Annotated in this window: 19 protein-coding genes and 1 tRNA gene; 9 read left to right on the forward strand and 11 right to left on the reverse strand. The window is 55.2% G+C overall.

Translation table 11 applies throughout. From position 1 onward, the window contains the following. Positions 1 to 10: 10 nt before the first annotated feature. Positions 11 to 730 (reverse strand): hypothetical protein, encoded by a 720-nt coding sequence (locus tag SPI6313_RS12625; RefSeq protein WP_072621318.1) that lies wholly within the window; start codon positions 728 to 730, stop codon positions 11 to 13. A 411-nt stretch (positions 731 to 1,141) separates the two neighbouring features. Here SPI6313_RS12625 and SPI6313_RS12630 point away from each other — a divergent pair, with 411 nt between their 5' ends. The 6 genes from SPI6313_RS12630 to SPI6313_RS12655 all read left to right on the forward strand — a co-directional run bounded on the left by SPI6313_RS12630 (position 1,142) and on the right by SPI6313_RS12655 (position 5,510). Then, positions 1,142 to 1,654, forward strand: coding sequence for a GNAT family N-acetyltransferase (locus tag SPI6313_RS12630; RefSeq protein WP_072621319.1), 513 nt, complete (start codon positions 1,142 to 1,144; stop codon positions 1,652 to 1,654). A gap of 74 nt (positions 1,655 to 1,728) precedes the next feature. After that, positions 1,729 to 1,802, forward strand: a tRNA-Pro gene (locus SPI6313_RS12635). A 346-nt stretch (positions 1,803 to 2,148) separates the two neighbouring features. Continuing rightward, complete coding sequence (locus SPI6313_RS12640; protein WP_175551133.1) at positions 2,149 to 2,898, forward strand: Tic22 family protein; 750 nt, start codon at positions 2,149 to 2,151, stop codon at positions 2,896 to 2,898. 14 nt (positions 2,899 to 2,912) lie between these two features. Next, positions 2,913 to 3,800, forward strand: a complete 888-nt coding sequence (prmC, locus tag SPI6313_RS12645) for a peptide chain release factor N(5)-glutamine methyltransferase (RefSeq protein ID WP_072621321.1) — start codon at positions 2,913 to 2,915, stop codon at positions 3,798 to 3,800. A 299-nt stretch (positions 3,801 to 4,099) separates the two neighbouring features. Further along, positions 4,100 to 4,693, forward strand: a complete 594-nt coding sequence (locus SPI6313_RS12650) for an L-threonylcarbamoyladenylate synthase (RefSeq protein ID WP_072621322.1) — start codon at positions 4,100 to 4,102, stop codon at positions 4,691 to 4,693. A gap of 10 nt (positions 4,694 to 4,703) precedes the next feature. Next, the gene (locus SPI6313_RS12655; protein WP_072621323.1) at positions 4,704 to 5,510 is read left to right on the forward strand and encodes a sensor histidine kinase; all 807 of its coding nucleotides are present in this window, start codon (positions 4,704 to 4,706) and stop codon (positions 5,508 to 5,510) included. A gap of 34 nt (positions 5,511 to 5,544) precedes the next feature. Here the strand turns inward: SPI6313_RS12655 and SPI6313_RS12660 are convergent, their stop codons facing one another. Genes SPI6313_RS12660 through SPI6313_RS12670 form a run of 3 tightly spaced genes read right to left on the reverse strand, consistent with a single transcriptional unit; the run spans position 5,545 to position 8,083 of the window. Then, positions 5,545 to 6,693: a beta-ketoacyl-ACP synthase gene (locus SPI6313_RS12660; RefSeq protein ID WP_072621324.1), complete on the reverse strand. Its 1,149-nt coding sequence runs from the start codon at positions 6,691 to 6,693 to the stop codon at positions 5,545 to 5,547. Positions 6,694 to 6,699: 6 nt separating this feature from the next. Then, positions 6,700 to 7,500 (reverse strand): peptidylprolyl isomerase, encoded by an 801-nt coding sequence (locus SPI6313_RS12665; protein ID WP_072621325.1) that lies wholly within the window; start codon positions 7,498 to 7,500, stop codon positions 6,700 to 6,702. 16 nt (positions 7,501 to 7,516) lie between these two features. Next, complete coding sequence (locus tag SPI6313_RS12670; protein ID WP_072621326.1) at positions 7,517 to 8,083, reverse strand: photosystem I assembly protein Ycf4; 567 nt, start codon at positions 8,081 to 8,083, stop codon at positions 7,517 to 7,519. 491 nt (positions 8,084 to 8,574) lie between these two features. On the opposite strand from SPI6313_RS12670, the gene psbD reads away from it, so the two are divergent. The 3 genes from psbD to gpmI all read left to right on the forward strand — a co-directional run bounded on the left by psbD (position 8,575) and on the right by gpmI (position 12,758). Beyond that, entirely contained in the window at positions 8,575 to 9,630 is a 1,056-nt protein-coding gene (psbD, locus tag SPI6313_RS12675) for a photosystem II D2 protein (photosystem q(a) protein) (RefSeq protein ID WP_072621327.1), read from the forward strand. Continuing rightward, positions 9,614 to 10,999: a photosystem II reaction center protein CP43 gene (gene psbC, locus SPI6313_RS12680; protein WP_072621328.1), complete on the forward strand. Its 1,386-nt coding sequence runs from the start codon at positions 9,614 to 9,616 to the stop codon at positions 10,997 to 10,999. Before psbD ends, psbC begins: the two co-directional genes overlap by 17 nt. 160 nt (positions 11,000 to 11,159) lie before the next feature. Next, positions 11,160 to 12,758 (forward strand): 2,3-bisphosphoglycerate-independent phosphoglycerate mutase, encoded by a 1,599-nt coding sequence (gene gpmI / locus SPI6313_RS12685; protein ID WP_072621329.1) that lies wholly within the window; start codon positions 11,160 to 11,162, stop codon positions 12,756 to 12,758. Positions 12,759 to 13,242: 484 nt separating this feature from the next. Here the strand turns inward: gpmI and larB are convergent, their stop codons facing one another. From larB to SPI6313_RS12720, 7 genes are all read right to left on the reverse strand, one after another. Continuing rightward, positions 13,243 to 14,052, reverse strand: a complete 810-nt coding sequence (larB, locus tag SPI6313_RS12690) for a nickel pincer cofactor biosynthesis protein LarB (RefSeq protein WP_072621330.1) — start codon at positions 14,050 to 14,052, stop codon at positions 13,243 to 13,245. Positions 14,053 to 14,155: 103 nt separating this feature from the next. Next, complete coding sequence (locus SPI6313_RS12695) at positions 14,156 to 15,028, reverse strand: undecaprenyl-diphosphate phosphatase (RefSeq protein WP_084669201.1); 873 nt, start codon at positions 15,026 to 15,028, stop codon at positions 14,156 to 14,158. Between the two features lie 121 nt (positions 15,029 to 15,149). After that, positions 15,150 to 15,494, reverse strand: coding sequence for a metal-sensing transcriptional repressor (locus tag SPI6313_RS12700; RefSeq protein ID WP_084669012.1), 345 nt, complete (start codon positions 15,492 to 15,494; stop codon positions 15,150 to 15,152). Positions 15,495 to 15,551: 57 nt separating this feature from the next. Further along, a complete protein-coding gene (locus SPI6313_RS12705; protein WP_072621331.1) occupies positions 15,552 to 19,493 on the reverse strand; it encodes a DNA-directed RNA polymerase subunit beta' in 3,942 nt (1,313 codons plus the stop codon). Between the two features lie 91 nt (positions 19,494 to 19,584). Further along, a complete protein-coding gene (locus SPI6313_RS12710; protein WP_072621332.1) occupies positions 19,585 to 21,543 on the reverse strand; it encodes a DNA-directed RNA polymerase subunit gamma in 1,959 nt (652 codons plus the stop codon). A 76-nt stretch (positions 21,544 to 21,619) separates the two neighbouring features. After that, positions 21,620 to 24,949 carry a DNA-directed RNA polymerase subunit beta gene (gene rpoB, locus SPI6313_RS12715; protein ID WP_072621333.1) on the reverse strand — a complete coding sequence of 1,110 codons (3,330 nt, stop codon included), beginning with the start codon at positions 24,947 to 24,949 and terminating at the stop codon, positions 21,620 to 21,622. 129 nt (positions 24,950 to 25,078) lie between these two features. Then, the gene (locus tag SPI6313_RS12720; protein WP_072621334.1) at positions 25,079 to 25,873 is read right to left on the reverse strand and encodes a TatD family hydrolase; all 795 of its coding nucleotides are present in this window, start codon (positions 25,871 to 25,873) and stop codon (positions 25,079 to 25,081) included. Between the last annotated feature and the right edge of the window lie 32 nt (positions 25,874 to 25,905).

Genomic DNA, 25,905 nt, shown 5'->3' on the forward strand with positions numbered 1-25,905 from the left:
TAGAAACCCCCTACTCTCCCAGCAATCGCTGTCGCACACTCTCGGCGATCTTTTGCCCCAGATATTCCGGAATCAAACTCTCATTCGGGCCCAGCAAATACAAAATCAAGCGAGTTCGCCCCCGCCACACCAACAAATTCGCATTCACCACCAGCAAATCCTCTTGCCAAATGGCATACATTACCTTATAGAACAAACCCGGCTGGTTATCCGCCTCAATCAACAACGCGGGCAAGTGAAACACCGGATCAACATAAAACTCCGTCTCCACCTGCTCCAGCCCCGCATCTAGATTAAACTCCACCGCCAGCATTTCTTCCACTTCAAACCGGCCCGCCAAGGCTTCTCGAATCGCACGACAAACATTATCCGCCGTCTTATCCGATAGTGCCTTATTCCCCCGCGACACCACAAGTTTGATGAACACCAGCATCGGTGGCTTAATCTGACCGTATAGATTCAGACTGTGAATCGTTAACCCATAGGCCGCCAGAACGCCGAAAATATCACTCAGGAGAAACGATTGATTACGATAGGCAAAATGCAGCGCACTTTTGGAGCCTTCGGGCCGCACTTCAATAATGGCCAGCTTGTTCCGGTAGAGGCGATAGGCAAGACGTAAATTTTGCAGTTGAATTTCACTGCTTACGAATTGTTCATAAAACTGCGGAAATGCTTGGTTGAATCGTTTTAGAAGGCTGAGAGTGGATGGTTTTAAACCCGCCGCCATAGTCGTCTCAATCGCCGTAAGGGGAACTAAAAAGGAGCATGATGAGGATTCCAGACAGGTTCATCATCTCAATAGCATCAGTCTAGTCTAAACAACGCCATCGACGCGGGATGGAATTTTGGAGGAACCGCCGGAAAATTGGGACAACGAAAATGCTCAGTCTTAAGGCCGGGATAGAGAAGCTCAGACTCTAGGCTCAGCATGAGTGTCGGGAGTCTGTTACTTATGCTATCATCTTGCCTATTGTGTCCTGTCCGAATCCAGGTCATCACTGGGGCTTTAACCGTGTTGATTTCTGTGAGGCAGAATGTGCTAGACGGTTGTCCTCAACCTACTCTGCACAGGCTGAACGGGGTGAGACCACGACGGATAAATCGTACAATTAGGCATTGATCAATCTGCCACATTGGCATGGGTTTTTGGAAAAGTTTATTTAGCCAATCAGATTCTGTCGCGACGCCTCAACGTCCTAATCCTGTTGAGGCTGTGGGGGTTATGCCTCAAGAGTCGCGGGTTGTGTTCAGCACGGAACGTGAACTTGATTTGTACGAGTTGGAAGAGTTGTGTGATGCGGTGGGATGGTCTCGTCGCCCCCTACGGAAGGTCAAAAAGGCGATTCAGAATAGCTTTTTGGTGGTGTCGATGTGGGAGCAGCGCGGGGCGAAGCGGCGTTTAATTGGGTTTGCACGGGCGACCTCTGACCATGCCTTTAATGCCACGATTTGGGATGTGGTGGTTCATCCGGATTATCAGAGTCGGGGGTTAGGGAAGGCACTGATGCGCTATACCCTGAAGAAACTGCGGGGTGAGGATATCAGTAATATTACGCTGTTTGCTGATCCCCATGTGGTGGATTTTTATCGCCGCTTGGGCTTCATTCTCGATCCGGAGGGGATTAAGGGGATGTTTTGGTATCCGGATTAACGGCAGGGGTGGGAAGTTGCTAGGCAAGGTTGAAGGTGATTCGCTATACTGTTCACGTTAGAGTGAAATGATTACGGGATGTAGCGCAGCTTGGTAGCGCGCCTGCTTTGGGAGCAGGATGTCGCAGGTTCAAATCCTGTCATCCCGATTTTTGATATTGAATGGGAACTGCTGAGTTGGGGATCGATTTCGCTGTCCTTTTGAGGGGTTCGGGTTGATTCTGGCTGGGGGGAGACGGAACATTCTGAGGGGGGTTAGGTCTGAGTAGGTGAAGGCAATGCTGCCTTATTTTGATGATTTGGGTGGGTCGTTGCTGATGGGATCGTGATGCTGAAATAATGTGTTTAGTTTTGCAGGTTGCATGATCTATCTGAGATGGACGGGCAGGAAACTGACACAGGAAAAGGGTACGATCGCAAGCAATTCTTTACTGTAAATATCACGTTACTGAATTTTATTTCGTACTGAATCTAAGAAGAATGAAGAGGATTTCCATGAACAAGAGATTGATGCGCTGGGTTATGTCGATGGGATTGGTGGGTTCGACCCTCCTGTCTGCGATCGCACCGGCTTTAGCCTTGACCCCGGCTGAAATTGAAGAGCGTCTCGAAGCAATTCCCGTGTTTACTGTCACGGATGAAAATGGTGCGCCCCTCGTGGCCCGTGTGGAAAATCAACTGTTTGCCGGGGTTTTTATCGATCCCAATGATGCGGATGCCTTTCGCCAACGGGTTCTAGCCGGTAATGGTAATTTCAATGGTGAGGTGCAGGTGATTCCGGTATCGATGAAGGAAATCTATACCATTGAGCGTCAACGGATGCTCGCTGCCCAAAATGGTGGTGCGTCCGAAGATGATGTGGATTTTGTCTATATTCCCGATCAACGAGAGGTGGAGCTGGCCCAAACGCTGCTACCGGCGGATCGTGAACTGCAAGGCGTGCCCCTGTTCGCGGTGCGGGTGAACGATCCCGCCAATGCGGCCAATAGTGTCTATCTCACCTTGGAACAGGAAAATGGCGAGCCGATTGTCCCCTTCTATTTTTCAAAGCAACAGGCTGATGCCTTAGCCCAACGCTACCGGGAAAGTTCAGCTTTACCCGCGAACTCGGATCAAGTGACGATTGAAGTCAGCACCCTTGAACTGATCTTGGCCAATTGGGAACGGAGTAACCAACCGGGCTTGCAGCAAATTTTCTTGGTGCCATCGAGTGAAGCCCTCCAACGGGTGAACGCTGGTAATTAAGCGATCAAAAGGTAATGATCACTGGACAAGACCTTTGGGATTGGCAGCAGCAGGCGAAACAAACGGCTGCTGCTGTTTCTGTTGATCCGGGGGAAGTGGATTGGCTGATTCAGGGGTTGATCGGCTTGGATCGGTTGAGTTTGCGATTGGGAACCTATCGGGGGCAGGGGGCGATCGCAACGCAGTGGGATCGGGCAGCGTTGGATCGGCTGTGGCAACAACGGCTAGAGGCGCAAGTGCCGGTGCAATATTTAGCGGGGCAGATGGTGTGGCGACATTTGCGGCTCACGGTGGGGCCGGCGGTGTTGATTCCCCGACCGGAAACGGAGCTGATGATTGAGATTGCCTGTGAACAAGTGGCGCAATCCTCCTCGTTAGCAACGGGAATCTGGGTGGATTTGGGCACGGGCAGTGGTGCGATCGCGCTCGGATTGGCCCAGGCGTTGCCGGGGGCGATCGTGCATGGGGTGGATTGCAGTGCGGCGGCGTTAGGGATCGCCCGTCAGAATGGCGAATTGAATGGTTTGAGCGATCGCATCACCTGGCATCACGGCCAATGGTGGACCCCCTTGCACAATCAAGCCGGAACCATCGCCGCCATGGTATCCAATCCCCCCTACATTCCCAGCCGCGACCTGGCCCAATTACAGCCCGAAGTTCGCGACCACGAACCCCATCTCGCCCTTGATGGGGGAGATGACGGCTTAACCGCCCTGCGCCATCTCATCACCACTGCCCCCCAGTTCCTCAAACCCGATGGACTGTGGCTGGTGGAATTAATGGCGGGCCAAGCTCCCACCGTAGCGGATCTCCTCCGGGCCCAGGGACAGTATCACCGCATTCAACATTATCCCGACCTCGCCGGAATTGAGCGATTTGTCCTCGCCTATACCCTGCCCTAATGCAGATTCAACCAGATTCTGGGGGATTTAAATGGGACTGCTTCTCGATCTAGATATTGCAATCAACAAGGGCATAAGGACAGGCAAGGGGCTTAAGTAGGAGGGACTAATCATTTGTAAAATGCCGCAAGTTTTTGAACCGTCAAACCCTCGTCCAGTATGGGTTACACAGATTAAGCTATTTTACATTTAATTGAGCTTACCTACTTACGCCCCTTGTTCTAGAGTCTCTGAATGTCCTAACCGCTCTGGCCATTGCTATACAATGGATTAGCTATTTTTCTGGTGCGAATTGCTGTATGTATCTTTCCTCTCTCGCCACATTAACGCAATGGGTTCAAGCCGGGGATGTGATCACCTTTCCGACGGATACAGTGCCCGCCTTGGCAACCCTGCCCCACCAGGGTCAGAAAATTTTTGACACGAAGCAGCGAGCCGCTGATAAGCCGCTGATTCTTTTAGGGGCGGCGTGGGAAGATTTTCTACCCTATCTGGCGGGGACGACGGCAGAACGGGAGCAATGGCAAGCGATCGCCGCCCACCATTGGCCCGGCCCCTTAACCCTCGTCCTCCCGGCCACGGACGCTGTTCCCCTCGCCATGACCCCCCAGCAGCCCGGCACGATCGGCATCCGCATTCCCGCCCAAGACTTTGCCCTCGACCTTCTGCGCCACACCAAACCCCTCGCCACCACCAGCGCTAACCTCTCCGGTTCGCCCCCTCTGACCACCTTAGCAGCGATTCATGAGACCTTTCCCGCCGTCGGCGTACCGGGCCCGGAGCTAATACCCACCCTTGAGACGTTGGGCAGTGGTCAACCGTCAACTGTTGCAAAATGGATACAGAACGATTGGCAAATTCTGCGTCAAGGTAGCATCGTTTTAAGCCACTGACACAATTAACATGGATGATCTTCAGACTATCGAGTCTCTTTCTGCCGATTTAGCGACGATGACCCTCGCCTATGAACAGGCGATTCATCTGGGGCAACTCAAAAGTGGGTTTCTCGCGCGCACGTCCCATGAACTCCGTGCCCCCCTCAGTAGCATGATGGGGTTACATCAACTCATTTTGTCGGATCTCTGCGAAAGTCCCGAAGAGGAGCGCGATTTTATTCGGCAAGCCCATGAAGCCGCGCAGCGGCTCCTTAAGTTATTAGATGAAATCATCTATGTGTCCAAGCTCGACTATGGTGCGAACCAGATCGAGGTGCATCCTCTGGCCATTCAAACGGTGTTTGCCGGGATTGAGCGACTGACGCACCTGTTGGCAACGAATCGGGGCTATGGTTTAACAATTCCGGACATTGATGACGAACTTTATATCATGGCCGATGAGAAAAAATTTGTGCAGGCGATCGCCAATATCATCAGTGCAGCGATCGCACTGATGAAAGAAGGGGAACTCTCCCTCAGCCTTGAACCCCACGCCGAAACCGTTGACTTGGTGTTACAGATTCAGTCGCCCCATACCATTTGGGAAGCAAACCCCGCTGATGCGCCGTTGCCTCCTCTGGCCACAGCCGATACAGGCTATAGGTTACCGACTCCCCTCCCGTCAGCGGCGATGACGTTTCACCTAAGCCGCACCCTCATCCAGCACATGGCAGGCTCTCTCACCCTTGAAGCCACCCCCGCCGCCGGAGATGCCCTCACCCAAATCCGGTTTCAAATCCCCACCACCGAACCGGAACCGGAACTGTTGGATTAGTCTCACCTTTAGGGTCGCCGTCAAAAGGCAATAATCATTCACGCTGAACCCCGTAGTTGCGAGAATTTGGAGCGGAGATGATCACGGCGGCATTTTGACCCCCAAAGCCAAAACTGAGGCAGAGGGTATGACAAATGGGGGCGGGGGTTGCCTGACGCACGACATTCAGGGTGGGAAAGGCAGGATCGCGGATGCCGACGCAGGGGGGGAGGATTTGCGATCGCAACGCCAACGCACAAACAGCAACACCCAACGCCCCCGACGCTCCCAAGGTGTGACCCGTCGCGCCCTTTGTCGAACTGATCGGGAGCGTCGGGGGAAACAGTTGCGCAAGCACCGCTGCTTCATGGCTATCATTCCGCTGGGTGCTGGTGCCGTGGGCGTGGATATAGCTAATCTGGTGGGGGGTTAACTGAGACCGATGGAGGCAGTGCTGAATCGCTTGGCGTGCCCCGTGACCGCTAGGATCGGGGGCGCTGACATGGTGGGCATCGGCAGTGAAGCCCATGCCGCGAATTTCGGCGTAGATGGGGGCGTGACGGGCAACGGCGATCGCCGTTGATTCCAAACAGAGCAGCGCCCCCCCTTCCCCTAGGGCCAAGCCTTCCCGGTGGCGATCGAAGGGATAACAGCCAGTTTGAGCCAAGGCACCCATCTTGGCAAACCCGGCGAGGGTAAGGGGGGTAATCGGGGCTTCCACGGCTCCGACAATGACGCGATCGCACTCACCCCGGTGAATCAGGGCATAGCCTTGGGCGATCGCCCACAACCCCGTCGCACAGGCGGCCATGGGAGCCTGCACCGGGCCCCGACTGTGAATCCGAGCAGCACTGTGCCACGCGGCAGCATCAAGGCCGTGGGTCTGCCAACTGAGCAACGGCGATCGCTCACCCCCGGCCGCTTCCCAATCCCCCTGACAGCCCCGACTCGACCCCACCACCACCCCACAATCCGGCAGCGGTAGCTCTAGGTGCGCATCGGCCACCACAGCCGCAACCAGGGGAGAGATTAAATCCGTTAAGCGCTGGGGCGTCGCGCCGATCATCGCCAAGGGAGCCGGCGGCAATACGGAAAACGGCTGCTGGAGGTGAATGGCAGATTCACCCTGCAGCAGCCGTTGCCAGGTTTGGTCTTGATTCCCCAAGGCTGAGGACAGGCCAATACCGGTAATCACCACGCCCATCGCGGCTTAGGGTTGTTGGAGGTTCTCCAAACCCTCGGTTACTGTCGCAGATTGAATGCGATCGCCTTGTTCAATGCCATCCACCACATCCATCCCCTCAGTCACTTGACCAAAGACCGCATAACTCCCATCCAAAAACGACAGGTCATCCAAGGCAAAATAAAACTGGGACGAGGCTGAATCGGGCATTTGCGAGCGAGCCATAGCGATCGCGCCCCGCGTATGCTTCAATTCTGGCCCCGTCGCGCCAGAGAGCACCGCACTGTAGGTGGGTTCTGATGCCCCAGCCGGAGTAATTTCCAACGGAATATAACGAGGTTTGCCGGTATCCGGATCAACAAAACTCCCCGTCCCTAAACGGCTAGCGGGAAAATTCGGATCTTTGCCCTGGGGGTCTCCGCCTTGGGCCACAAAGGGCTGGGGTTGAGTCACGACGCGGTGAAACACCAAATTATCGTAAACCCCCCGCTGCACGAGATCCACAAAATTACCCGCAGTAATGGGGGCATTGTCTCCATCAATTGCGATCGTGATCGGTTGATCCTTCACCGTCATCACAACCGTCGCCTTGCCATTTAGTCTGGGTAAATCACTCATATCATTACTGGATTGTTCTGTAATTGTGCCGGTTTCGGCTGGGGTCGCATCGGCAGCCGTCTCACTGGCGCTGGTGGCGGCGGCAGTCGATAGCGTTTCTGAACTTGAGGGCGACGTAGTGGTCGGGGTGCTACACCCCACCACGAAAAGGGCCGTGAAGAGCACCGCCCACATCATGACCCACCGTTGTTGTCTGAACCAAACAGTCATCATCAGCTTTCAGTGTTTAGAGGCCTTCAAGGGGAACACCCAAAAAGCGAGCCAAGGCAGCCCCTTGGTTTTCCAATTGGGACAGGCTTAAGGGTTCGCCCACACGGGTTAGGGGAATATCACGGCTGGACTTGACCCGCAGGTAAAGGGCACGTTTGGGGTTGAGTCCTTCGCGAATTTCAGCACGGATCGATTGCACATCATCAAGGGCGTAGGTGACGTTGATCTGACGATTTTTACCGGGGAATCCCCACCGGAAGATCGTCACTTGCTGTGCTACCTTATCGAATTCGTTATACCCCCCTCCGACATCCAGGATAAACATAATGCCTTGGTAAAGGGCAATTAAGCTGCCAATCACACCATAGAACAGGAGGGCAATCCCCTGGGGAATGAAAATTAATTGGGTCGTATCCGTGACGGGTAATAGGTTTTTGTGCAGATAGCTCGATAGGCCAGCCAGGAAAAACCCGATGCCACCAATGGCTGAAATAACCGCCCAAAAGATGTTGCTGATCCGGCGAGAGCCTAGCACGGTTTGCCGCAGGACTGACTCTGTGGGGGATGATATCGATGCGGTCATGAAACCAAATTTCTCAAAGATGCTATGGGGTTAGAGTCCAATTCTACCACTGGATCTGACCTGTGCTGGGGTCGGTGTATCCGAAGACTGTTTTTGGTGCCTGGGGAGGCGGAATGGCAGATTTCTGAGGAATGATGTGTCAATTTGTAAAATTTTCGGTAATAATGTTTTAAGTGCGGGAAAACCGAACCTCTGTTCAGGCTAACCGCATAGAGCAGTTCCCTATTGAACTGGCTGCACTGTTTAAAAACACAGATCCGAGAGTTGGAGATTTTAGTCTCAACTAGACGATCGACTCTGCTTGCGCTCCGCATTGTTATGGGGTTACCTGCGCAACTCGTACCTGTTGATTTGTGTCTTAAATCAGCCCGATTTTTGAGCTGACGCTGATCGGCGCGCTGAGGGGTAAATCACCTAAAGTTGCGATCGCAAGCGGCCCAATTTATAGGAATCTTGCCTTTAATTCACCAAGCAAGAGGATTTTTGAATTTATGACCATAGCTGTTGGAAGAACACAAGAGCGAGGCTGGTTTGACTCAGTCGATGACTGGCTCAAACGCGATCGCTTCGTCTTCATCGGATGGTCTGGTTTGCTGCTGTTCCCCTGCGCCTACATGGCCCTGGGCGGCTGGCTGACCGGCACCACCTTCGTCACCTCCTGGTACACCCACGGACTGGCATCGAGCTACCTCGAAGGCTGCAACTTCATCACCGTCGCCGTGTCATCGCCCGCCGATGCCTTCGGTCACTCCCTGCTGTTCCTCTGGGGACCCGAAGCCCAGTGGAGCCTCACCCGCTGGTTCCAAATCGGCGGACTGTGGCCCTTCGTGGCGCTCCACGGCGCATTTGGGCTGATCGGCTTCATGCTGCGTCAGTTTGAAATTGCACGCCTCGTGGGGATTCGTCCCTACAATGCGATCGCCTTCAGTGGTCCGATCGCCGTATTCGTCAGCGTCTTCTTGATGTACCCCTTAGGACAATCCAGTTGGTTCTTCGCCCCCAGTTTCGGGGTTGCGGGGATTTTCCGGTTCATCCTGTTCCTGCAAGGGTTCCACAACTGGACGTTAAACCCCTTCCACATGATGGGAGTTGCCGGGATTCTGGGGGGTGCATTACTCTGCGCCATCCACGGAGCCACGGTAGAAAACACCCTCTTTGAAGACAGCGACCAAGCGAACACCTTCCGCGCCTTCACCCCGACCCAATCGGAAGAAACCTACAGCATGGTAACCGCCAACCGATTCTGGAGCCAAATCTTCGGAATTGCGTTTTCTAACAAACGGTGGTTGCACTTCTTCATGCTGTTTGTCCCCGTCACGGGCCTGTGGATGAGTTCCATTGGCATCGTTGGCCTCGCCTTAAACCTGCGGGCGTATGATTTCGTCTCCCAAGAAATCCGCGCCGCCGAAGACCCTGAATTTGAGACGTTCTACACCAAGAACATTCTGCTCAACGAAGGGATGCGGGCCTGGATGGCTCCGCAAGATCAACCCCACGAACGTTTTATATTCCCTGAGGAGGTTTTACCGCGTGGTAACGCTCTCTAGTGCTTCAACCATCAACCAAAGCCGCGATCTAGAATCTACTGGATTCGCGTGGTGGGCAGGCAATGCTCGCTTAATCAATCTTTCCGGTAAATTGCTGGGTGCCCACGTCGCCCATGCTGGCCTAATCGTGTTCTGGACGGGCGCAATGACTCTGTTTGAAGTGGCTCACTTCACCGCAGACAAGCCTATCTACGAACAAGGCTGTATTCTCATTCCCCACTTGGCCACCCTTGGCCTCGGTGTGGGGCCCGGTGGTGAAGTGGTGGACACCTTCCCCTACTTCGTCGTCGGTGTGTTGCACCTGATTTCCTCCGCTGTCCTCGGCTTGGGTGGGATCTACCACGCCATCCGCGGCCCGGAAACCCTCGAAGAATATTCTGATTTCTTTGGCTACGACTGGGCAGACAAAAACCAGATGACCAATATTATTGGGTATCACCTGATTCTGTTGGGCCTTGGTGCTCTGCTCCTGGTGTTCAAAGCGATGTTCTTTGGTGGTGTCTATGACACCTGGGCTCCGGGTGGTGGTGATGTCCGGATCATCAGTAACCCCACCCTGAACCCAGCCGTGATCTTCGGCTACCTGCTGAACTCTCCGTTTGGCGGCGAAGGCTGGATCATTGGTGTTGACAATATGGAAGACATCATTGGTGGTCACATCTGGGTCGGCTTAACTTGCATTGCAGGCGGCATCTGGCATATTTTGACCAAGCCCTTTGGTTGGGCGCGTCGCGCCTTTGTCTGGTCGGGTGAGGCTTACCTCTCCTACAGCCTCGGTGCGCTGTCCTTGATGGGCTTCATTGCGTCCTTCTTTGTTTGGTTCAACAATACCGCCTATCCCAGTGAGTTCTACGGCCCCACCAACGCCGAAGCGTCTCAAGCCCAAGCCTTTGTGTTCTTGGCGCGTGACCAACGCTTGGGGGCGAATATTGGTTCGGCTCAAGGCCCCACGGGTTTGGGTAAATACCTGATGCGATCGCCCACGGGTGAGATCATCTTTGGGGGTGAAACGATGCGCTTCTGGGACTTCCGTGGTCCCTGGTTAGAGCCGCTGCGGGGCCCCAACGGTTTGGATCTCGACAAACTGCGCAATGACATCCAACCCTGGCAACTGCGTCGGGCATCGGAATACATGACCCACGCGCCCAACGGTTCTCTGAACTCGGTGGGGGGGATCATTACCGAACCCAACTCCTTTAACTATGTGAACCCCCGCGCGTGGTTGGGAACCTCCCACTTCGTACTGGGCTTCTTCTTCTTGGTTGGTCACCTTTGGCATGCTGGACGGGCCCGTGCGGCTTCGGCTGGTTTTGAAAAAGGGATTGATCGTGAGACTGAACCGGTATTAGCAATGCCTGATCTAGACTAGGTCTTCACATTCATTTTTCCACCACTCTGTGCCTAGCAAAGTGCGTGAAGCCCCTGTCTCAGACAGGGGCTTTTTGTGCTTCTGATGACAAAAAAACAACGAGAGTTGAGGGGGCAATGGTATCATCATGGCGTTGATAGGTACAAATAAGGTAAGCACTATGACACCAGCATCAGTCTCTCCTGCGGTGCTCATAATTCTAGATGGCTGGGGGTATCGGGAGTCTGCCGATGGCAACGCAATTCGCACTGCATCAACACCCGTCATGGATAGTTTATGGGAGACCTACCCGCATACCTTGATCCACACATCGGGCAAGAAGGTCGGATTACCGGATGGGCAAATGGGCAACTCTGAGGTTGGCCATTTGAACCTTGGGGCCGGGCGGATTGTGCCTCAGGAACTTGTGCGCATTTCCGATGCGGTGGAAGACGGTTCATTTTTAGAAAATCCGGCGTTGGTGAAGCTGTGTCAGTCGGTGCGGCAGTCGGGCGGCAAACTCCACTGTATGGGACTCTGTTCAGAGGGTGGGGTGCATTCCCATCTGTCCCATTTATTTGGGCTGTTGGATTTGGCTAAGGTTCAGGGGATTGAGCAGGTGTGCCTCCATGTGTTTACGGATGGTCGGGATACAAAGCCCAATGAGGCGATCGCAGTCCTGCAACAGATTCAAGACCAGATTGATGCTGTGGGTGTGGGGACAATCGCGACGATCAGCGGTCGGTACTATGCCATGGATCGCGATCGCCGCTGGGATCGGGTCGAACAAGCCTATCGAGTCCTGACCGAGGACGACGTGATCGATTCCCGTTCCGCCCTGGACATTATCCAAGACTCCTACAACGCAGGGATTAACGACGAATTCATCCTGCCGGTGCGGATTGCACCGGGAAAAGTTGAGGCCAATGATGGCGTGATCTTTTTTAATTTCCGGCCCGATCGCGCCCGCCAACTGACGACGGCTTTCGTTTCCCCCACGTTCAAAGACTTTGAGCGAGTTCATATTACGCCGCTCCATTTCCTCACGTTTACCCAGTACGATCCGACGCTCTCGGTTGATGTGGCGTTTGAACCCCAAAGCTTAACCAATATCCTGGGTGAAGTGATCGCAGACCATGGGTTACGCCAATTTCGCACCGCCGAAACGGAAAAATATCCCCACGTCACCTACTTTTTTAATGGTGGCTTGGAGCAGCCCCTCGCCGGAGAAGACCGGGAATTGATTCCCAGTCCGATGGTGGCGACCTACGATCGCCAGCCCAAGATGTCCGCCGAACAAGTCACGGATGTGGCCTGTGCGGCCTTGGCCAAGCGGGAATATTCCCTGATCGTGATCAACTATGCCAACCCCGATATGGTGGGTCACACCGGCAACATGAACGCCGCCTTAGAAGCGATCGAAACAGTGGATCGCACCTTGGGGCGCTTACTCGAAGCGATTTCCCGCGTGGGAGGGACGGCGATGATTACGGCTGACCATGGCAATGCAGAATACATGTGGGATGAGCAGGGTAAACCTTGGACGGCCCACACGACGAACCGAGTGCCCTTGATCTTGGTTGAAGGGGAAGGGCTGAAAATTCCGGGCTATGGTGCGGATGTGCAATTGCGTGAAGATGGGCGGCTTTGTGACGTGGCCCCGACGCTGTTGGAAATCCTACGCCTCCCTCAACCCCCTGAAATGACGGGGCGATCGCTCCTTCAACCAACTCCGGTAGAGTTGAAACCCAGTCGTACCCCGGTGAAAGTCTCGCTTTAAGCCCGCCCCCGGTTGCCCCCTTTAACCTCAATCCATCGACGGACAACGAAAACGTGCTGCAAGATCAAGCACGTTTTCTGGAGGCTGGGGACGTGGGCAGGATTGCCCTGTCATCCCATCTTATAGCAATCAACAAAGGCACTAGGACAGGCAAGGGGCTTATGGAGGTTCACTATTTAATCCGGTCATTGAAAAAGGCTCTAAACCTCTAGCGAGCAAGATGCTCGCATTACGGAATTACCGGATTATTTCCTTAAGTTTCATAAGCCCCTTATTCCAGAGTCTTCTAAATGTCCTAACCGCTCTGGCTAGTGCTATAGCAATGCGATGCCCGCAGCGAATATTTCCCTAGCTCTCTAGATCAGCATTTCGCCTTGCCCTGGGCAAATAAAAACCGCCCCAATGATTTAGGCGGTCTGATCTAAGCAATCGGAGGGTAACGTTTAGTGTAGGCTGGGGCTTTCGCACCGGGTTGTTACCGATGTTACGAATTGGGCGGAGATTCGGGTCTTGAGGGGCGAGATTGAGCGAATTTTTCAGCGGTGCGGAGAATTTGACCGGCGAGAATGGCCGCCCCGAAGCCATTGTCAATATTGACGACCCCAATCCCGGCAGCACAGGAATTGAGCATCGCCAGCAAGGGTGTTAAACCGCCGAAACTTGCGCCGTAGCCGATACTTGTAGGCACGGCAATTACGGGGCAATCAGCTAGACCCCCGACAACGCTAGGCAACGCTCCTTCCATACCGGCAACGACGATCAAGACATCGGCCGTGGCGATCGCATCTTGATGGCGCAACAATCGTTGAATTCCCGCCACGCCCACATCCCAAAGACGCTCAACCGTAAAGCCCATTAACTCGGCGGTGACGGCGGCTTCTTCGGCAACGGGCAGATCCGCCGTGCCTGCCGTTAATAGGGTAATCGTGCCGGGACGGTGGGTCTTGGGTGTGCCTAAGGCGCAAATGCGGGCGGTTTCGTAGTAGCGCAACGCTGGCAATTGGTGTTGCAACTGGGCAAACACAGCGGGCGTGATTCGGGTGGCCAGGGCGATCGCGGGGTGACGTTGCATCGCCTGGAAAATTTGCACAATTTGGTCGGGGGTCTTGTCTTGGCCCCAAATTGCTTCGGGGAAGCCGGTGCGGGCTTGGCGCTGGTGGTCAAGCTTGGCAAAGTCGGCGATCGCCTCATAACCCGTCTCGGCTTGGCCCAATTTTGCCGCTGCCGCTTGGGGGCTTAGATAGCCGGCGGATACCGCCTCTAGAATCGATTGCAGCGCATCCCGTTGTCCCATTCCTCACCCATCCAAACCATTGAACCTTTTGGATCATACCGTTAATCCCTCCGCCGCCTCAGACCGGGTCAGTATCCCAATCGCCGTGAGGGATGGGACGGATCTAGAGCCACCCCATCCCCAATGCCCCCAGAATCACGATCCCAAAGGCCAGGCGATACCAGACAAAAACCCAGGTATCTTGTTTTTGCAAAAACTTGATCAGCCAAGCGATCGCCAAGTAGGAAAAGAACGCCGCCGAAAGCGTCCCGACGATCAGCGATAACCAGGCGGCATTGGGAACCCCCACATCGATCACGTCACTTTTTAACTGCACGAGGCCGGCGAGGGTAATGGCCGGCAGTCCTAAGAGGAAGGAAAATCGAGCCGCCGTCGCCCGTTCTAAGCCCATGAACAGACCCGCCGTGATCGTAGACCCCGACCGGGAAACCCCAGGCATTAGGGCTAAGGCTTGGGCGAGTCCCATCCAAATCCCGTCCAGGGTGGAGAGTTGTTCAAAGGTGCGCAGGCGTTGGCCGAGTTTTTCCGCTAAGGCCAGGAGGAGGGCCATGAGGATGGAGGCGATCGCAATCGAAGCCAAACTCCGAATCGGCGAATCATCCAAATCCGGCACCAGAACTTTCAGCAGGAGTCCAAACACCACAATCGGCACGGTTCCGATCGCAATTCCCAGGGACATGCGCCAAGCTTGGGATTGAAAATTCCGCGTCCGCAGGGACTGGATCGTGCCGGTGATCAATTCAGACAGATCCGCCCAGAAATACCACAGCACCGCCCCAATGCTGCCCAGTTGGATAATGGCCGTAAAGGTGACACCGGGATCACCCCACCCCAACACCACCGGCACAACCTTAAGATGGGCGGTACTGCTAATCGGGATAAATTCCGTCATCCCCTGCACAAACCCCAAAACAATCGCCTGAAAAACCGTCATTTGGGCTAGATCGATTGTGTCTGGAGAGGCGATCGCGATCATTGTCGGGGGAAGCGATCGCGCCTGAGCATGGAGGGCGGAAAATGCGATCGCACAGCCTAAGCCCGTTGCAAACTCCCCCACCCCACTCAACCATCGAATCACCAAACGCTGGCGACTCTCCCTAGGGTAAGAAGCGATCGAGCGCCGATTTAAGTTCCTCAATTTCTGCCTCCATATTGCCTTCTTGAGCTGCGCGCACCACACATTCCGTCAGGTGATCATCCAAAATCATCCGAGCCACGCGGTCTAACGCGCCCCGCACCGCCGCAATTTGCACCAAAACCTCTGGGCAGTGGCGATCCTCCTGCACCATATTCTTAACCCCCCGAATATGGCCCTCAATCCGAGACAGTCGATTGATAATTTGCCGTCGAACCTCCGCGTCATGGACGTGGGGGTGAGCATGGGCCGACGTTGAAGCCGAAGACGAATTTTCTAACACAACTTTGCCTGTTTTACACAACATCTCAAGATCACAAGGAGGGACATCCCTCCTTGTTAGACGGCCGGAATCAATTCAGCACTACTCTTCTTCGTCAAGCAAGAAAGACGGCGAAGCCTCTGAATCTGGACTCTCGAGCTGATAAGCACGGGCCGTTTGATCATCAAGCACCATATTTTCATCCAAGGCGCGACTTTCACGGGGAAAATCACCATTGGCACGCCCACCGTAGCCTTCCGTCAAGGTTCGCGACGGCGCAGTGACACTAAAATCATTGCCGTTTTCCACATCAAACCCACCCCCAATCGGCAGATCTTCCGTGGCATTAAACCCAGTTCCCGCCGGAATCAAGCGGCCAATGATCACGTTTTCCTTGAGACCCCGCAGCCAATCAGATTTCCCTTCAATGGCCGCTTCAGTCAAGACCCGTGTCGTTTCTTGGAATGACGCTGCCGAGATGAAACTATCGGTATTGAGCGATGCCTTCGTAATCCCCAACAGAACCGGCGTATAGCGAGCCGGAGCACCCCCGGTGATCCCCATGGCATCGTTGACCTGTTCCACTTGACGCAGTTCGATCAACTCACCCGGTAACATCGTCGTATCGCCACCATCATCAATCCGCACCTTCGAGGTCATTTGTCGCACAATCACTTCAATGTGCTTGTCCGAAATATCAATCCCCTGGGACTGATACACCCCTTGCACCTGATCCACCAGGAAAAGCTGGGCTTTTTCCAGGGCAATCAACGCCGCTTGATAGTCGCCAATTTCTTCCTTGTGATATTCAAAGAAGGTTTCGAGAATTTCATGGGGGTTAGCGGGGCCATCGGTGAGGGGCTCAGCAATATTCACCTCTTGACCGTCAGACACCAAGGCGTTTTGACCGGGGCTGATCGGATAGTCGCTAATCGTGCCATCACTTTCGACGACCTTAATATCCACACTTTCATCGGCATCGTACACCACCTGACCCACCCCCGGACGACGGGCCAGGACGCAAGCTTCACGGGGGCGGCGGGCTTCGAGCAATTCCTCAATCCGGGGTAGACCCTGAATGATATCCCCGGTTTTAGAGCGTTCAAACACGAGCAGCACGAGGTTATCCCCCCGTTGCACCAGGTCACCATCGCCCACCTGTAACAACGCCCCGGCAGAAACCCGATAGGGACGCGCCCGCCGCAGGATGAGTTCACGATCCGTGATGGTCAACACTTGACCGGATTCAAAGGTGCTGACCCCTGGCGCTAACTCCTGACTGGCAACCACCAAATCGCCTTCTTTCACGATCGGGTCAGCATCAAGGGATAGGGTGATCAGGTCGGTGTTTCGGGTGACCAAAATCCGGCGCATGGCTTCGGTTTCGGTTTGAATCCCTTGGATCAGGCCCCCTTCTTTACATTGGATCTCCGTGCGAGCCACCACTGATCCCGGTGCGATTTCGTCCCCATCTTGCACCACCACATGGGTGCGTGTGCCGCCGCTGGTGGTGTCGGCATCCATATCCCGCCGAATCACCAGGGATTCCAGGACAACGATCTGAAGTTGATATTCGGTGTTGTCGTCGTCGGGATCGTGGGGAATCAGTTCGATATCCGCGCTCATGGTGGCGACATCGCCGTGCTCATTGGCCACTTTGTCTTCGATTTCGAGGACGAGTTGGGTGCTGAGGAGTTCAACGCCATCAACGGATTTCACCCGTTCACCGTCTTTGAAGAAGAGGCGCTGGATGGCACGCAGCCCCATTTGCTGACCGGCATCGCCGTTGATCGAGTCCTGGGAGGGAACATCGGGTTTGTCGGAGATTTGATATTCGACGACGGGACGCAGCAGCAGGGCGAGACCTTCGGGGGTATCGACATATTCACCGTATTTCAGTTCGCTGACGGTGAAGCCGGGGAAGAGTTCGGTGCCGGGCTGGAGCAGTTGGCCATCGGCATCAACGGCGGGAGGTTCGTCGAGCATATGGAGATCCCCGGCTTTGATCACCATTTCCCGGAGGATGTCGTTTTTCTGCACCACTTCGACGATCCCGGCGGATTGACAGAAGATGTCTTTGGCGACTTCGGTGCCGGCTTCGACATATTGCCCTTCTTCCACCATTAGGAGGGAGATGTCTTTGTTGACTTCGTGGCATTCTTCGGGAATCCAGAGCAGAGTGCCGCCCTGGATGACCTCGTAGCCTTGTTTTTTACCGCGTGATTTGCCGGTTTCAACGCCGGCATATTTAACGGTTCCCCCGGTTTGGGTGCGGTAGTGGTCGTCGTTGAGTTCGGCGATCACTTGGTGGTTTTGGACTTTGGTGCCGGGGGTGGCTTTGAGGAAGAATTGCTGACCGTGGGCGGTTTGGATGATGTATTGTTCGCGGGTGCCGGAGGTGGCACGGCGGACGCTGGCTTGGTCGAGTTGGACGGAGGCGGTGATGATCTCGATTTCCCGACTGCCGGAGGAGAGACGGACTACGCCGCCGTGGATGGTGCGCAGTTGGGTTTGGGCGAGGACATCGCCGAATTCGACGCGATCGCCATTTTTCACCACGGGTTCTGCACCGGGCAGGAGGTTGTAGACTTCCCCGGCTAAGACCCAGAGCAAGCCCCCCCGTTGGGCGATGTGGGTGATGTTGCCTTGACGGTCGGTTTTTTCTTCGCTGACGAGGCGATCAAAGCGGATTTCCCCGGAAAGGTCGGAGGCCACGTCTTTGGTGGCTTTTTCCGTGGACTTTTGCCGTTTGGTGAGGGAGACTTCGGCGAGGAGTTGACCGGCTTCGACGGTGTCGCCTTTGGTGACGAAGAGGAGGGAACCGGCGGTGAGGGGGTAGGTGAATTTTTCGCCGCTGGTGCTGGTGAGGATCAGATCACCGGGGACTTCGACTTGTTCGCGATCGTCCCCGTGGCGGGTGCGGACGGGCCGGGTGCGGAGTTTTTTGCCGAATTGGAGTTTCCCGGCGGCATCGGCTTTGAAGCTCCGGGCCACTTCGCCGGTGAAGACCCCGCCGGTGTGGAAGGTGCGCATTGTCAGTTGGGTGCCGGGTTCGCCGATGGATTGGGCGGCGATGATGCCGACGGCTTCGCCGAGATCGACGAGTTTGCCGTGGGCGAGACTCCAGCCGTAGCAGTGCTGACAGACGGAGCGGGCGGCTTCGCAGGTGAGGGGCGATCGCACTTGGATCTTCTCAATTCCCGATTTTTCGATGGCATCGCCGAGGTCGTCATCAATGAATTGATTGCGGGTGGCGATCACTTCGCCGGTTTCCGGGTGAATCGCATCTTCTGCAAGGGCACGACCCATGAGACGAGTGGAAAGGTTGATCAAGATGCGATCGCCATCTTTCATCGCCTCAGCCGTCACACTGCGTTGCGTGCCACAGTCCGACTCCCGCACGATCACATCTTGGCTCACATCCACCAACCGCCGCGTTAAATACCCAGAGTCCGCCGTCCGCAACGCCGTATCCACTAAGCCCTTCCGCGCCCCATAGGAGGAGATGATGTACTCCGTCACCGTCAACCCTTCACGGAAATTCGTCTTAATCGGCAGGGCGATAATCTCCCCTTGGGGATCAGCCATCAAGCCCCGCATCCCCACCAACTGCCGCACCTGGGACAGATTCCCCCGCGCCCCACTAAACGCCATCATATAGACGCTATTGAGAGGCGTATTATCCCGGAAATTCCGCACCACCTCATCTTTCAGTTCTTCAGAGGTGACATTCCAGGTATCAATCACCTTTTGGAACCGTTCCACTTCGGTAATTTTCCCAGTCCGGTAACGCTCTTCGGTAATCGCCACCTCGGCTTCCGCTTCGGCAAGCATCGCTTTTTTCACCGATGGCACTTGTAAATCATCGACACTAATCGAGACCCCTGCCCGCGTCGCATAGCGGAACCCCATTTCCTTGAGGTAATCCGCCACTTGGGAACACCGCGCACTGCCGTAGTTGGTGTAGGCCCAAGCAATCAGCTTTTTGAGCTTCCCTTTATCAACGATATGGTTAAAAAATTTGGGTGTGGGTGCTTTTGACATGAGTTCAATCTGTGATGGGTGACGAAGGTTGATCAAGAATGGGGCAATCCCGCGATCGGTGCGGACAGGGGCCCCAGGAGACTAACGGGGGTTAAAGGCCGAGAGCATCTGCGATCGTTTTGTTGTAGATAATCCGACCGGGGGTCGTGTACACATATTGGAATTGGAACGGTTCACCTCCCTGGTTATCCACGGTGCGGATTAAGCGGGTCGGCAGGTAGTGGGATTCACCCCGGCGTTCGCCATAGCAGCGTACCCCCTCCACATCCGTTGCGGTCACAGCAATTTCTTCCTCTGCCGCGCTCACCAAAATCTCCCCGCTATAGCGTAGCCAGAGGTATTGGTGAATATTGAGATAGCCCTGTTCAAAGGCCCGCAACACATCATCCATGGAAGCAAAGCGGCGTTCTACACCGGACTTGATGCGATCGATCACGTCCTCACCCGTAGCCACCAACGACTCCCGCTCAAACTTCGGATTTTCCGCCGTCAGGTAATAGCACCCCAAGACCATATCTTGGGACGGAGCCACGATCGGCTTACCCGTTGCCGGGGAAAGAATATTGTGACAAGCCAGCATCAACAGTCGCGCCTCGGCCTGGGCTTCGAGGGAGAGGGGCACATGAACCGCCATTTGGTCTCCGTCAAAGTCAGCGTTAAAGGCTGGACAGACCAGGGGATGGAGTTGGATGGCGCGACCCTCAACTAAAATCGGCTCAAAGGCTTGAATCCCCAAACGGTGCAGGGTTGGGGCACGGTTGAGCAGGACCGGGTGACCCGCGATCACATCTTCGAGCACATCCCACACGGCACTATCGCCGCGCTGAATTAGTTTTTTCGCCGCTTTGATGTTGTTCACCAGGCCACTTTTAATCAGCCGATGGATCACAAAGGGCTGAAAGAGTTCGATCGCCATCTCGCGGGGCAACCCACACTGATAAATTTTCAGCTTCGGCCCCACCACGATCACGGAACGTCCGGAGTAGTCCACCCGTTTCCCTAACAGGTTTTGGCGGAAGCGGCCTTGCTTCCCTTCGATAATGTCCGAGAGGGATTTTAAGGGGCGATTGTTTGCACCCACCACGGTACGACCCCGCCGCCCGTTGTCGATCAGGGCATCAACGGCTTCTTGGAGCATCCGTTTTTCGTTACGGACGATGATTTCCGGGGCGAGGATTTCCTGTAATCGCGCGAGGCGGTTGTTGCGGTTGATCACCCGGCGATAGAGGTCGTTTAAATCCGAGGTGGCAAAGCGACCGCCATCGAGTTGCACCATCGGGCGCAAGTCCGGGGGAATCACGGGAATATAGGACAAGACCATCCAGTCCGGCCGGGCCCCGGTGGCGATGAAGTTATCAATCACCCGCAGGCGCTTAATCAGCTTGGCGCGTTTTTGTCCTTTGGCTCCGGCGATTTCTTCCCGGAGTCGTTCTGCTTCTTCTTCGAGTTTGATTTCTTCGAGCAAGCGTTGGACGGCTTCGGCTCCGATGCCCACTTCGATGCCTTCGAGTTGGGATTCTTCTTCGTAGAGTTGCTCTTCAATTTCGAGCCATTGATCTTCCGTGAGCAGTTGGCGATAGCTGAGGTTGCTGGCGTTGCCGGGGTCGAGGACGACGTAGGCGTTGAAGTAGACGATCTGTTCTACATCGCGCAGGGCCATGTCGAGCAAAATGCTCAAATAACTGGGAATCCCTTTGAGATACCACACATGGGTGACGGGGGCGGCGAGTTTGATGTAGCCCATGCGGTGACGACGGACGCGGGATTCGGTGACTTCCACGCCGCAGCGTTCGCAGACGATGCCGCGATGGCGGACGCGCTTGTATTTCCCGCAGTGGCATTCCCAGTCTTTGGCGGGGCCAAAGATCCGCTCGCAGAACAGGCCGTCCATTTCCGGCTTCAGGGTGCGGTAGTTGATCGTTTCGGGTTTGGTGACTTCCCCGACCAGTTGGCTGTTGGGGAGGGTGCGTTCGCCCCATTGGCGGATGCGATCGGGGGAGGCGATGCCGATTTTAACGTAGTCGAAGCGTTGTTCTGTTGGGGGTTTCATAGGGTATTCACAAAGGGGGCGTAGGGAATGGGGGAGAGGTGGGGGAGAGGTGCGATCGCACCTTCCCCAATGCAGCTTAAACCTCGTCTTCCTGGAGGTCTTCCGTCGTCAAGGACTCATAGGTGGGGCGACTGGGCGTACGGCGGCGCTCCACATCCGCCATCAGATCCACCTCGGTATCATTGCTATTGCCATCGGTGGCCGTATCCACCTTATGCACCGCAATATCCAAGCCCAAGGACTGAAGTTCACGCATCAACACCTTGAAGGATTCCGGCGTTCCCGGCCGGGGAATCGGCTTGCCCTTGACGATCGCATTTAACGCCTCGTTGCGACCCTGCATATCGTCGGACTTCACCGTCAGCAACTCCTGCAAGATGTAGCCCGCGCCATAGGCTTCTAGGGCCCAGACTTCCATTTCGCCGAACCGCTGTCCGCCCTGTTGCGCCTTCCCACCCAAGGGTTGTTGCGTCACCAAGGAATACGGCCCCGTCGAACGGGCGTGAATCTTATCATCCACCAGGTGAACCAGCTTCAGCATATAGGCGATCCCCACTGTTACCGGACTATCAAAGGGTTCACCCGTGCGGCCATCCCGCACCGTGATTTTGCCCGGATTTTCAGGGTCAAACACCCAATCTTTCCCAGCCCGTTGGGTGGATTCTTCGAGCTTGCCATGCACCGCCGTCCGGGACGCTTCCTCCCCGTACATTTCATCAAACGGTGTCATCTTAAAGCGCACCCCCAGATTCTCCCCAGCCCAGCCGAGCAAGCATTCAAACACCTGGCCCACATTCATCCGGGACGGCACACCCAGCGGGTTCAAAACAATATCCACCGGGCGACCATCGGGGAGATAGGGCATATCTTCCATGGGCATAATCCGGGAAATAATCCCCTTATTTCCGTGGCGACCCGCCATCTTATCCCCCACTTGGATCTTCCGTTTTTGGGCCACATAGACCCGCACCACCATGTTGGCACCGGGGGGAAGTTCATCCCCCTGTTCCCGCGTAAAGACCCGCACATCCACGACGCGGCCTTTTTCACCGTTGGGAACCCGCAGGGAATTATCCCGCACATCCCGCGCCTTTTCCCCGAAAATCGCCCGCAGCAGTTTTTCTTCCGGGGGTTGGTCGGATTCTCCTTTCGGGGTCACTTTCCCGACGAGAATATCGCCAGATTCCACCCAAGCCCCGATCCGGATAATGCCGCGCTCGTCTAAATTGCGCAGGGCATCCTCCCCGACGTTGGGAATTTCGCGGGTGATTTCTTCGGGGCCGAGTTTGGTTTGACGGGCCTCGATTTCGTATTTTTCAATGTGAATACTGGTGTAGACATCGTCCATCACCAAACGTTCACTAATCAGGATCGCATCCTCGTAGTTGTAGCCTTCCCAGGGCATATAGGAGACAAGAATATTTTGCCCCAAGGCCAGTTCGCCCCCTTCCGTGGCAGACCCATCAGCGAGGACTTGACCCGGCACGACCGGCTCATCTTGATACACCAAGGGCCGCTGATTTAAGCAGGTGTCTTGGTTGGAACGTTGATATTTTTGGACTTCGTATTCCACTTCATCGGGGAGTCCATCGGGGTTGGCCTCTATTTCTTCATCGCTCCAACTGACGCGAATTCGCACCCGTTCCGCATCCACATAACTTACGGTGCCGTGGTGACGGGAGACCACCACCATCCCGGAGTCACGGGCGGCTTGGGCTTCGAGACCGGTTCCCACCAAGGGACGCTCAGGGCGTAACAGAGGCACGGCTTGGCGTTGCATGTTGGAGCCCATCAGGGCGCGGTTGGCATCGTCATGTTCGAGGAAGGGGATCAGGGACGTTGCCACCGAGACGATCTGCATCGGGGAGACGGCGATATAGTCCACTTGTTCGGGGACGGTGGTGGAAAATTCTTGCCGGTAACGGACGGGGACGCGATCGCCCAGAATCTTTCCTTCATCATCGGTGGCCACATCCCCCGGTGCCACTTGCAAGTCATCCTCTTGATCGGCGGTTAAAAATTCCGGATCTTCTTCATAATGAACATAGCCATTTTCCACCCGGTAATAGGGGGTCTCAATGAAGCCATATTCATTCACCCGCGCATAGGTGGCGAGGGAACCAATCAACCCCGCGTTGGGGCCTTCCGGCGTTTCCACCGGACAAATCCGCCCATAGTGGGAGGGGTGAATATCCCGCACCGCAAACCCCGCCCGCTCGCGGGTGAGACCGCCGGGGCCCAGGGCCGAGAGACGGCGTTTATGGGTCAATTCCGCCAGGGGATTGGTTTGATCCATAAACTGTGACAGTTGCGACGAGCCGAAGAACTCTTTGATCGCCGCGACGAGAGGTTTCGGGTTCACCAAGGATGCCGGCGTGAGGGAACTGGCTTCAGAAACCGTCATCCGTTCACGAATGATCCGCTCCAGGCGATTTAAACCCACCCGCACCTGGTTTTGCAACAATTCCCCCACGGAACGGACGCGACGATTCCCCAAGTGATCGATGTCGTCGGTGTAGCCCGCATCAAATTCCAGGTTGATCAGGTAGTTGATCGCCGCCATGATGTCCTCGTTGGTGAGGACACGCACGGTGTCGGGGGTGTTGAGGCGTAGTTTTTTATTGATTTTGTAGCGGCCCACTTTGCCGAGGTCGTAGCGTTTGTTGTCGAAAAAGCGGGATTCGAGCAGTTGGCGACCGCCGTTTACCGTCGGGGGTTCACCGGGACGAAGCTTGCGGTACAACTCCATGAGGGCTTCTTCTTCGCTGGGATTGCCTTCTTTATCAAGGGTTTTTTGATAAAAGTCGGGGTGGCGTAATCCGTCCATGATCTCGTTGTCGCTGAGACCGATGGCTTTGAGGAGCACCTGGGCGGAGAGTTTCCGGGTTTTGTCGATCCGCACCCAGACGAGGCTGTTTTTGTCGGTTTCAAATTTGAGCCAGGCCCCTCGGTTGGGGATCAGGGAGGCGGAGTAGGTGCGGCGACCGTTTTTGTCGGTTTCGGCTTTGTAATAAACACCGGGCGATCGCACAATTTGATTGACGATCACCCGCTCAGCCCCGTTGATGATGAAGGTGCCGCGATCGGTCATCAACGGCAAATCCCCAATAAACACCTCCTGCTCTTTGATCAACCCCGTTTCTTTATTGATCAAGCGGGTCGGCACATACATCTGCACCGAATAGCTCGCATCCCGCCGTTTGGCTTCATCCACGTCGTATTTGGGTGCATGGAGCTTGTATTTGTCCCCAATAAAGTGCAGTTCCAATTTACCGGTGTAGTCGGTAATGGGGGAAAAACTTTTCAGTTCTTCGATCAATCCCGTTTCTAGAAACCAACGGAAGCTAGACCGTTGAATTTCAATTAAATCGGGTAACAGGTTGTAGGTTAGGTTCGTCTTAGTCATGTGGTTTTGGGGATTTGGACGGCTAAGAAAAGGGGGATCAGCCTAAAACCCCACCGCTAGAGCGCCAGGCTAACGGTAGAGACAAAGGTATCCAGTTGGGACAGGCAAAAAACCGACATAGGTTAGGGGCTAAGCACCCAAAGGACTGGCGGGTAGGCGGAACAGGTGGCGGGCGTTGGCGGTGGTGGTGGCAGCGAGATCCCTGAGGTCTACTTCGCGGAGTTCGGCGAGGGCCGCTGCCACGTAGTAGACGTTACTGGGTTCATTGCGTTTGCCGCGACGGGGCACGGGAGCCAAGAAGGGGCAATCGGTTTCCACCAGAAGGCGATCGCTGGGCACACCTTGGGCCGACGCTTTGATCGCGTGGGCGTTTTTAAAGGTGACAATGCCGCTAAAACTAATGTAAAACCCCAGATCCAGAAACCATTGGGTTTCCGTGGGGGTTCCACTCCAGCAATGCATCACCCCGCGCACGGGGCCGCAGGTTTGCTGCACCTCAAGCAACAGATCGCGCATTGCTGCCGCTGCATCCCGGCAGTGGATAATCACGGGTAAACCAAGTTCCACAGCAAGTTCGAGTTGTTGGCGGCAGACCTGCCGTTGATGGTCTTGGTTGTCGGCTTTGAAAAAGTCGAGACCCAACTCGCCGATCGCCACCACCCGCCCATCGGACTGAGCACAGTTCCGAATTTGGGTGAGACTGTTCGCAGTCCATCGATTGGCATCCAAGGGATGGAGGCCGACGGCAAAGGAGAGTTCCGGAATACGATCAGCGATCGCACGAATCTCGTCAAATTCATCGGGTTGAACACAGGAATGCACCAATTGCACAATCCCAGCTTCGCGCCACCGTTCCCGCACAGCATCAAGATCTGCGTCAAAAACATCAAAATTGAGATGAACGTGAGTGTCCACTAGCTGCATTGCAACCCAGGGGTAAGTGATCAGCCGTGTCA

It is taken from the genome of Spirulina major PCC 6313 (genome assembly GCF_001890765.1).
In the GTDB taxonomy this organism is placed as follows: Bacteria; Cyanobacteriota; Cyanobacteriia; order Cyanobacteriales; family Spirulinaceae; genus Spirulina; species Spirulina major.

Coding starts and splice junctions, on each gene's coding strand:
- SPI6313_RS12710 (WP_072621332.1), bottom strand. CDS start 21,543: ATGAAACCCCCAACAGAACAACGCTTCGACTACGTTAAAATCGGCATC.
- SPI6313_RS12720 (WP_072621334.1), bottom strand. CDS start 25,873: ATGCAGCTAGTGGACACTCACGTTCATCTCAATTTTGATGTTTTTGAC.
- rpoB (WP_072621333.1), bottom strand. CDS start 24,949: ATGACTAAGACGAACCTAACCTACAACCTGTTACCCGATTTAATTGAA.
- SPI6313_RS12705 (WP_072621331.1), bottom strand. CDS start 19,493: ATGTCAAAAGCACCCACACCCAAATTTTTTAACCATATCGTTGATAAA.
- larB (WP_072621330.1), bottom strand. CDS start 14,052: ATGGGACAACGGGATGCGCTGCAATCGATTCTAGAGGCGGTATCCGCC.
- SPI6313_RS12650 (WP_072621322.1), top strand. CDS start 4,100: ATGTATCTTTCCTCTCTCGCCACATTAACGCAATGGGTTCAAGCCGGG.
- SPI6313_RS12625 (WP_072621318.1), bottom strand. CDS start 730: ATGGCGGCGGGTTTAAAACCATCCACTCTCAGCCTTCTAAAACGATTC.
- SPI6313_RS12655 (WP_072621323.1), top strand. CDS start 4,704: ATGGATGATCTTCAGACTATCGAGTCTCTTTCTGCCGATTTAGCGACG.
- SPI6313_RS12665 (WP_072621325.1), bottom strand. CDS start 7,500: ATGACTGTTTGGTTCAGACAACAACGGTGGGTCATGATGTGGGCGGTG.
- SPI6313_RS12660 (WP_072621324.1), bottom strand. CDS start 6,693: ATGGGCGTGGTGATTACCGGTATTGGCCTGTCCTCAGCCTTGGGGAAT.
- SPI6313_RS12695 (WP_084669201.1), bottom strand. CDS start 15,028: ATGATCGCGATCGCCTCTCCAGACACAATCGATCTAGCCCAAATGACG.
- SPI6313_RS12630 (WP_072621319.1), top strand. CDS start 1,142: ATGGGTTTTTGGAAAAGTTTATTTAGCCAATCAGATTCTGTCGCGACG.
- prmC (WP_072621321.1), top strand. CDS start 2,913: ATGATCACTGGACAAGACCTTTGGGATTGGCAGCAGCAGGCGAAACAA.
- gpmI (WP_072621329.1), top strand. CDS start 11,160: ATGACACCAGCATCAGTCTCTCCTGCGGTGCTCATAATTCTAGATGGC.
- SPI6313_RS12700 (WP_084669012.1), bottom strand. CDS start 15,494: ATGTTGTGTAAAACAGGCAAAGTTGTGTTAGAAAATTCGTCTTCGGCT.
- psbD (WP_072621327.1), top strand. CDS start 8,575: ATGACCATAGCTGTTGGAAGAACACAAGAGCGAGGCTGGTTTGACTCA.
- SPI6313_RS12670 (WP_072621326.1), bottom strand. CDS start 8,083: ATGACCGCATCGATATCATCCCCCACAGAGTCAGTCCTGCGGCAAACC.
- SPI6313_RS12640 (WP_175551133.1), top strand. CDS start 2,149: ATGAACAAGAGATTGATGCGCTGGGTTATGTCGATGGGATTGGTGGGT.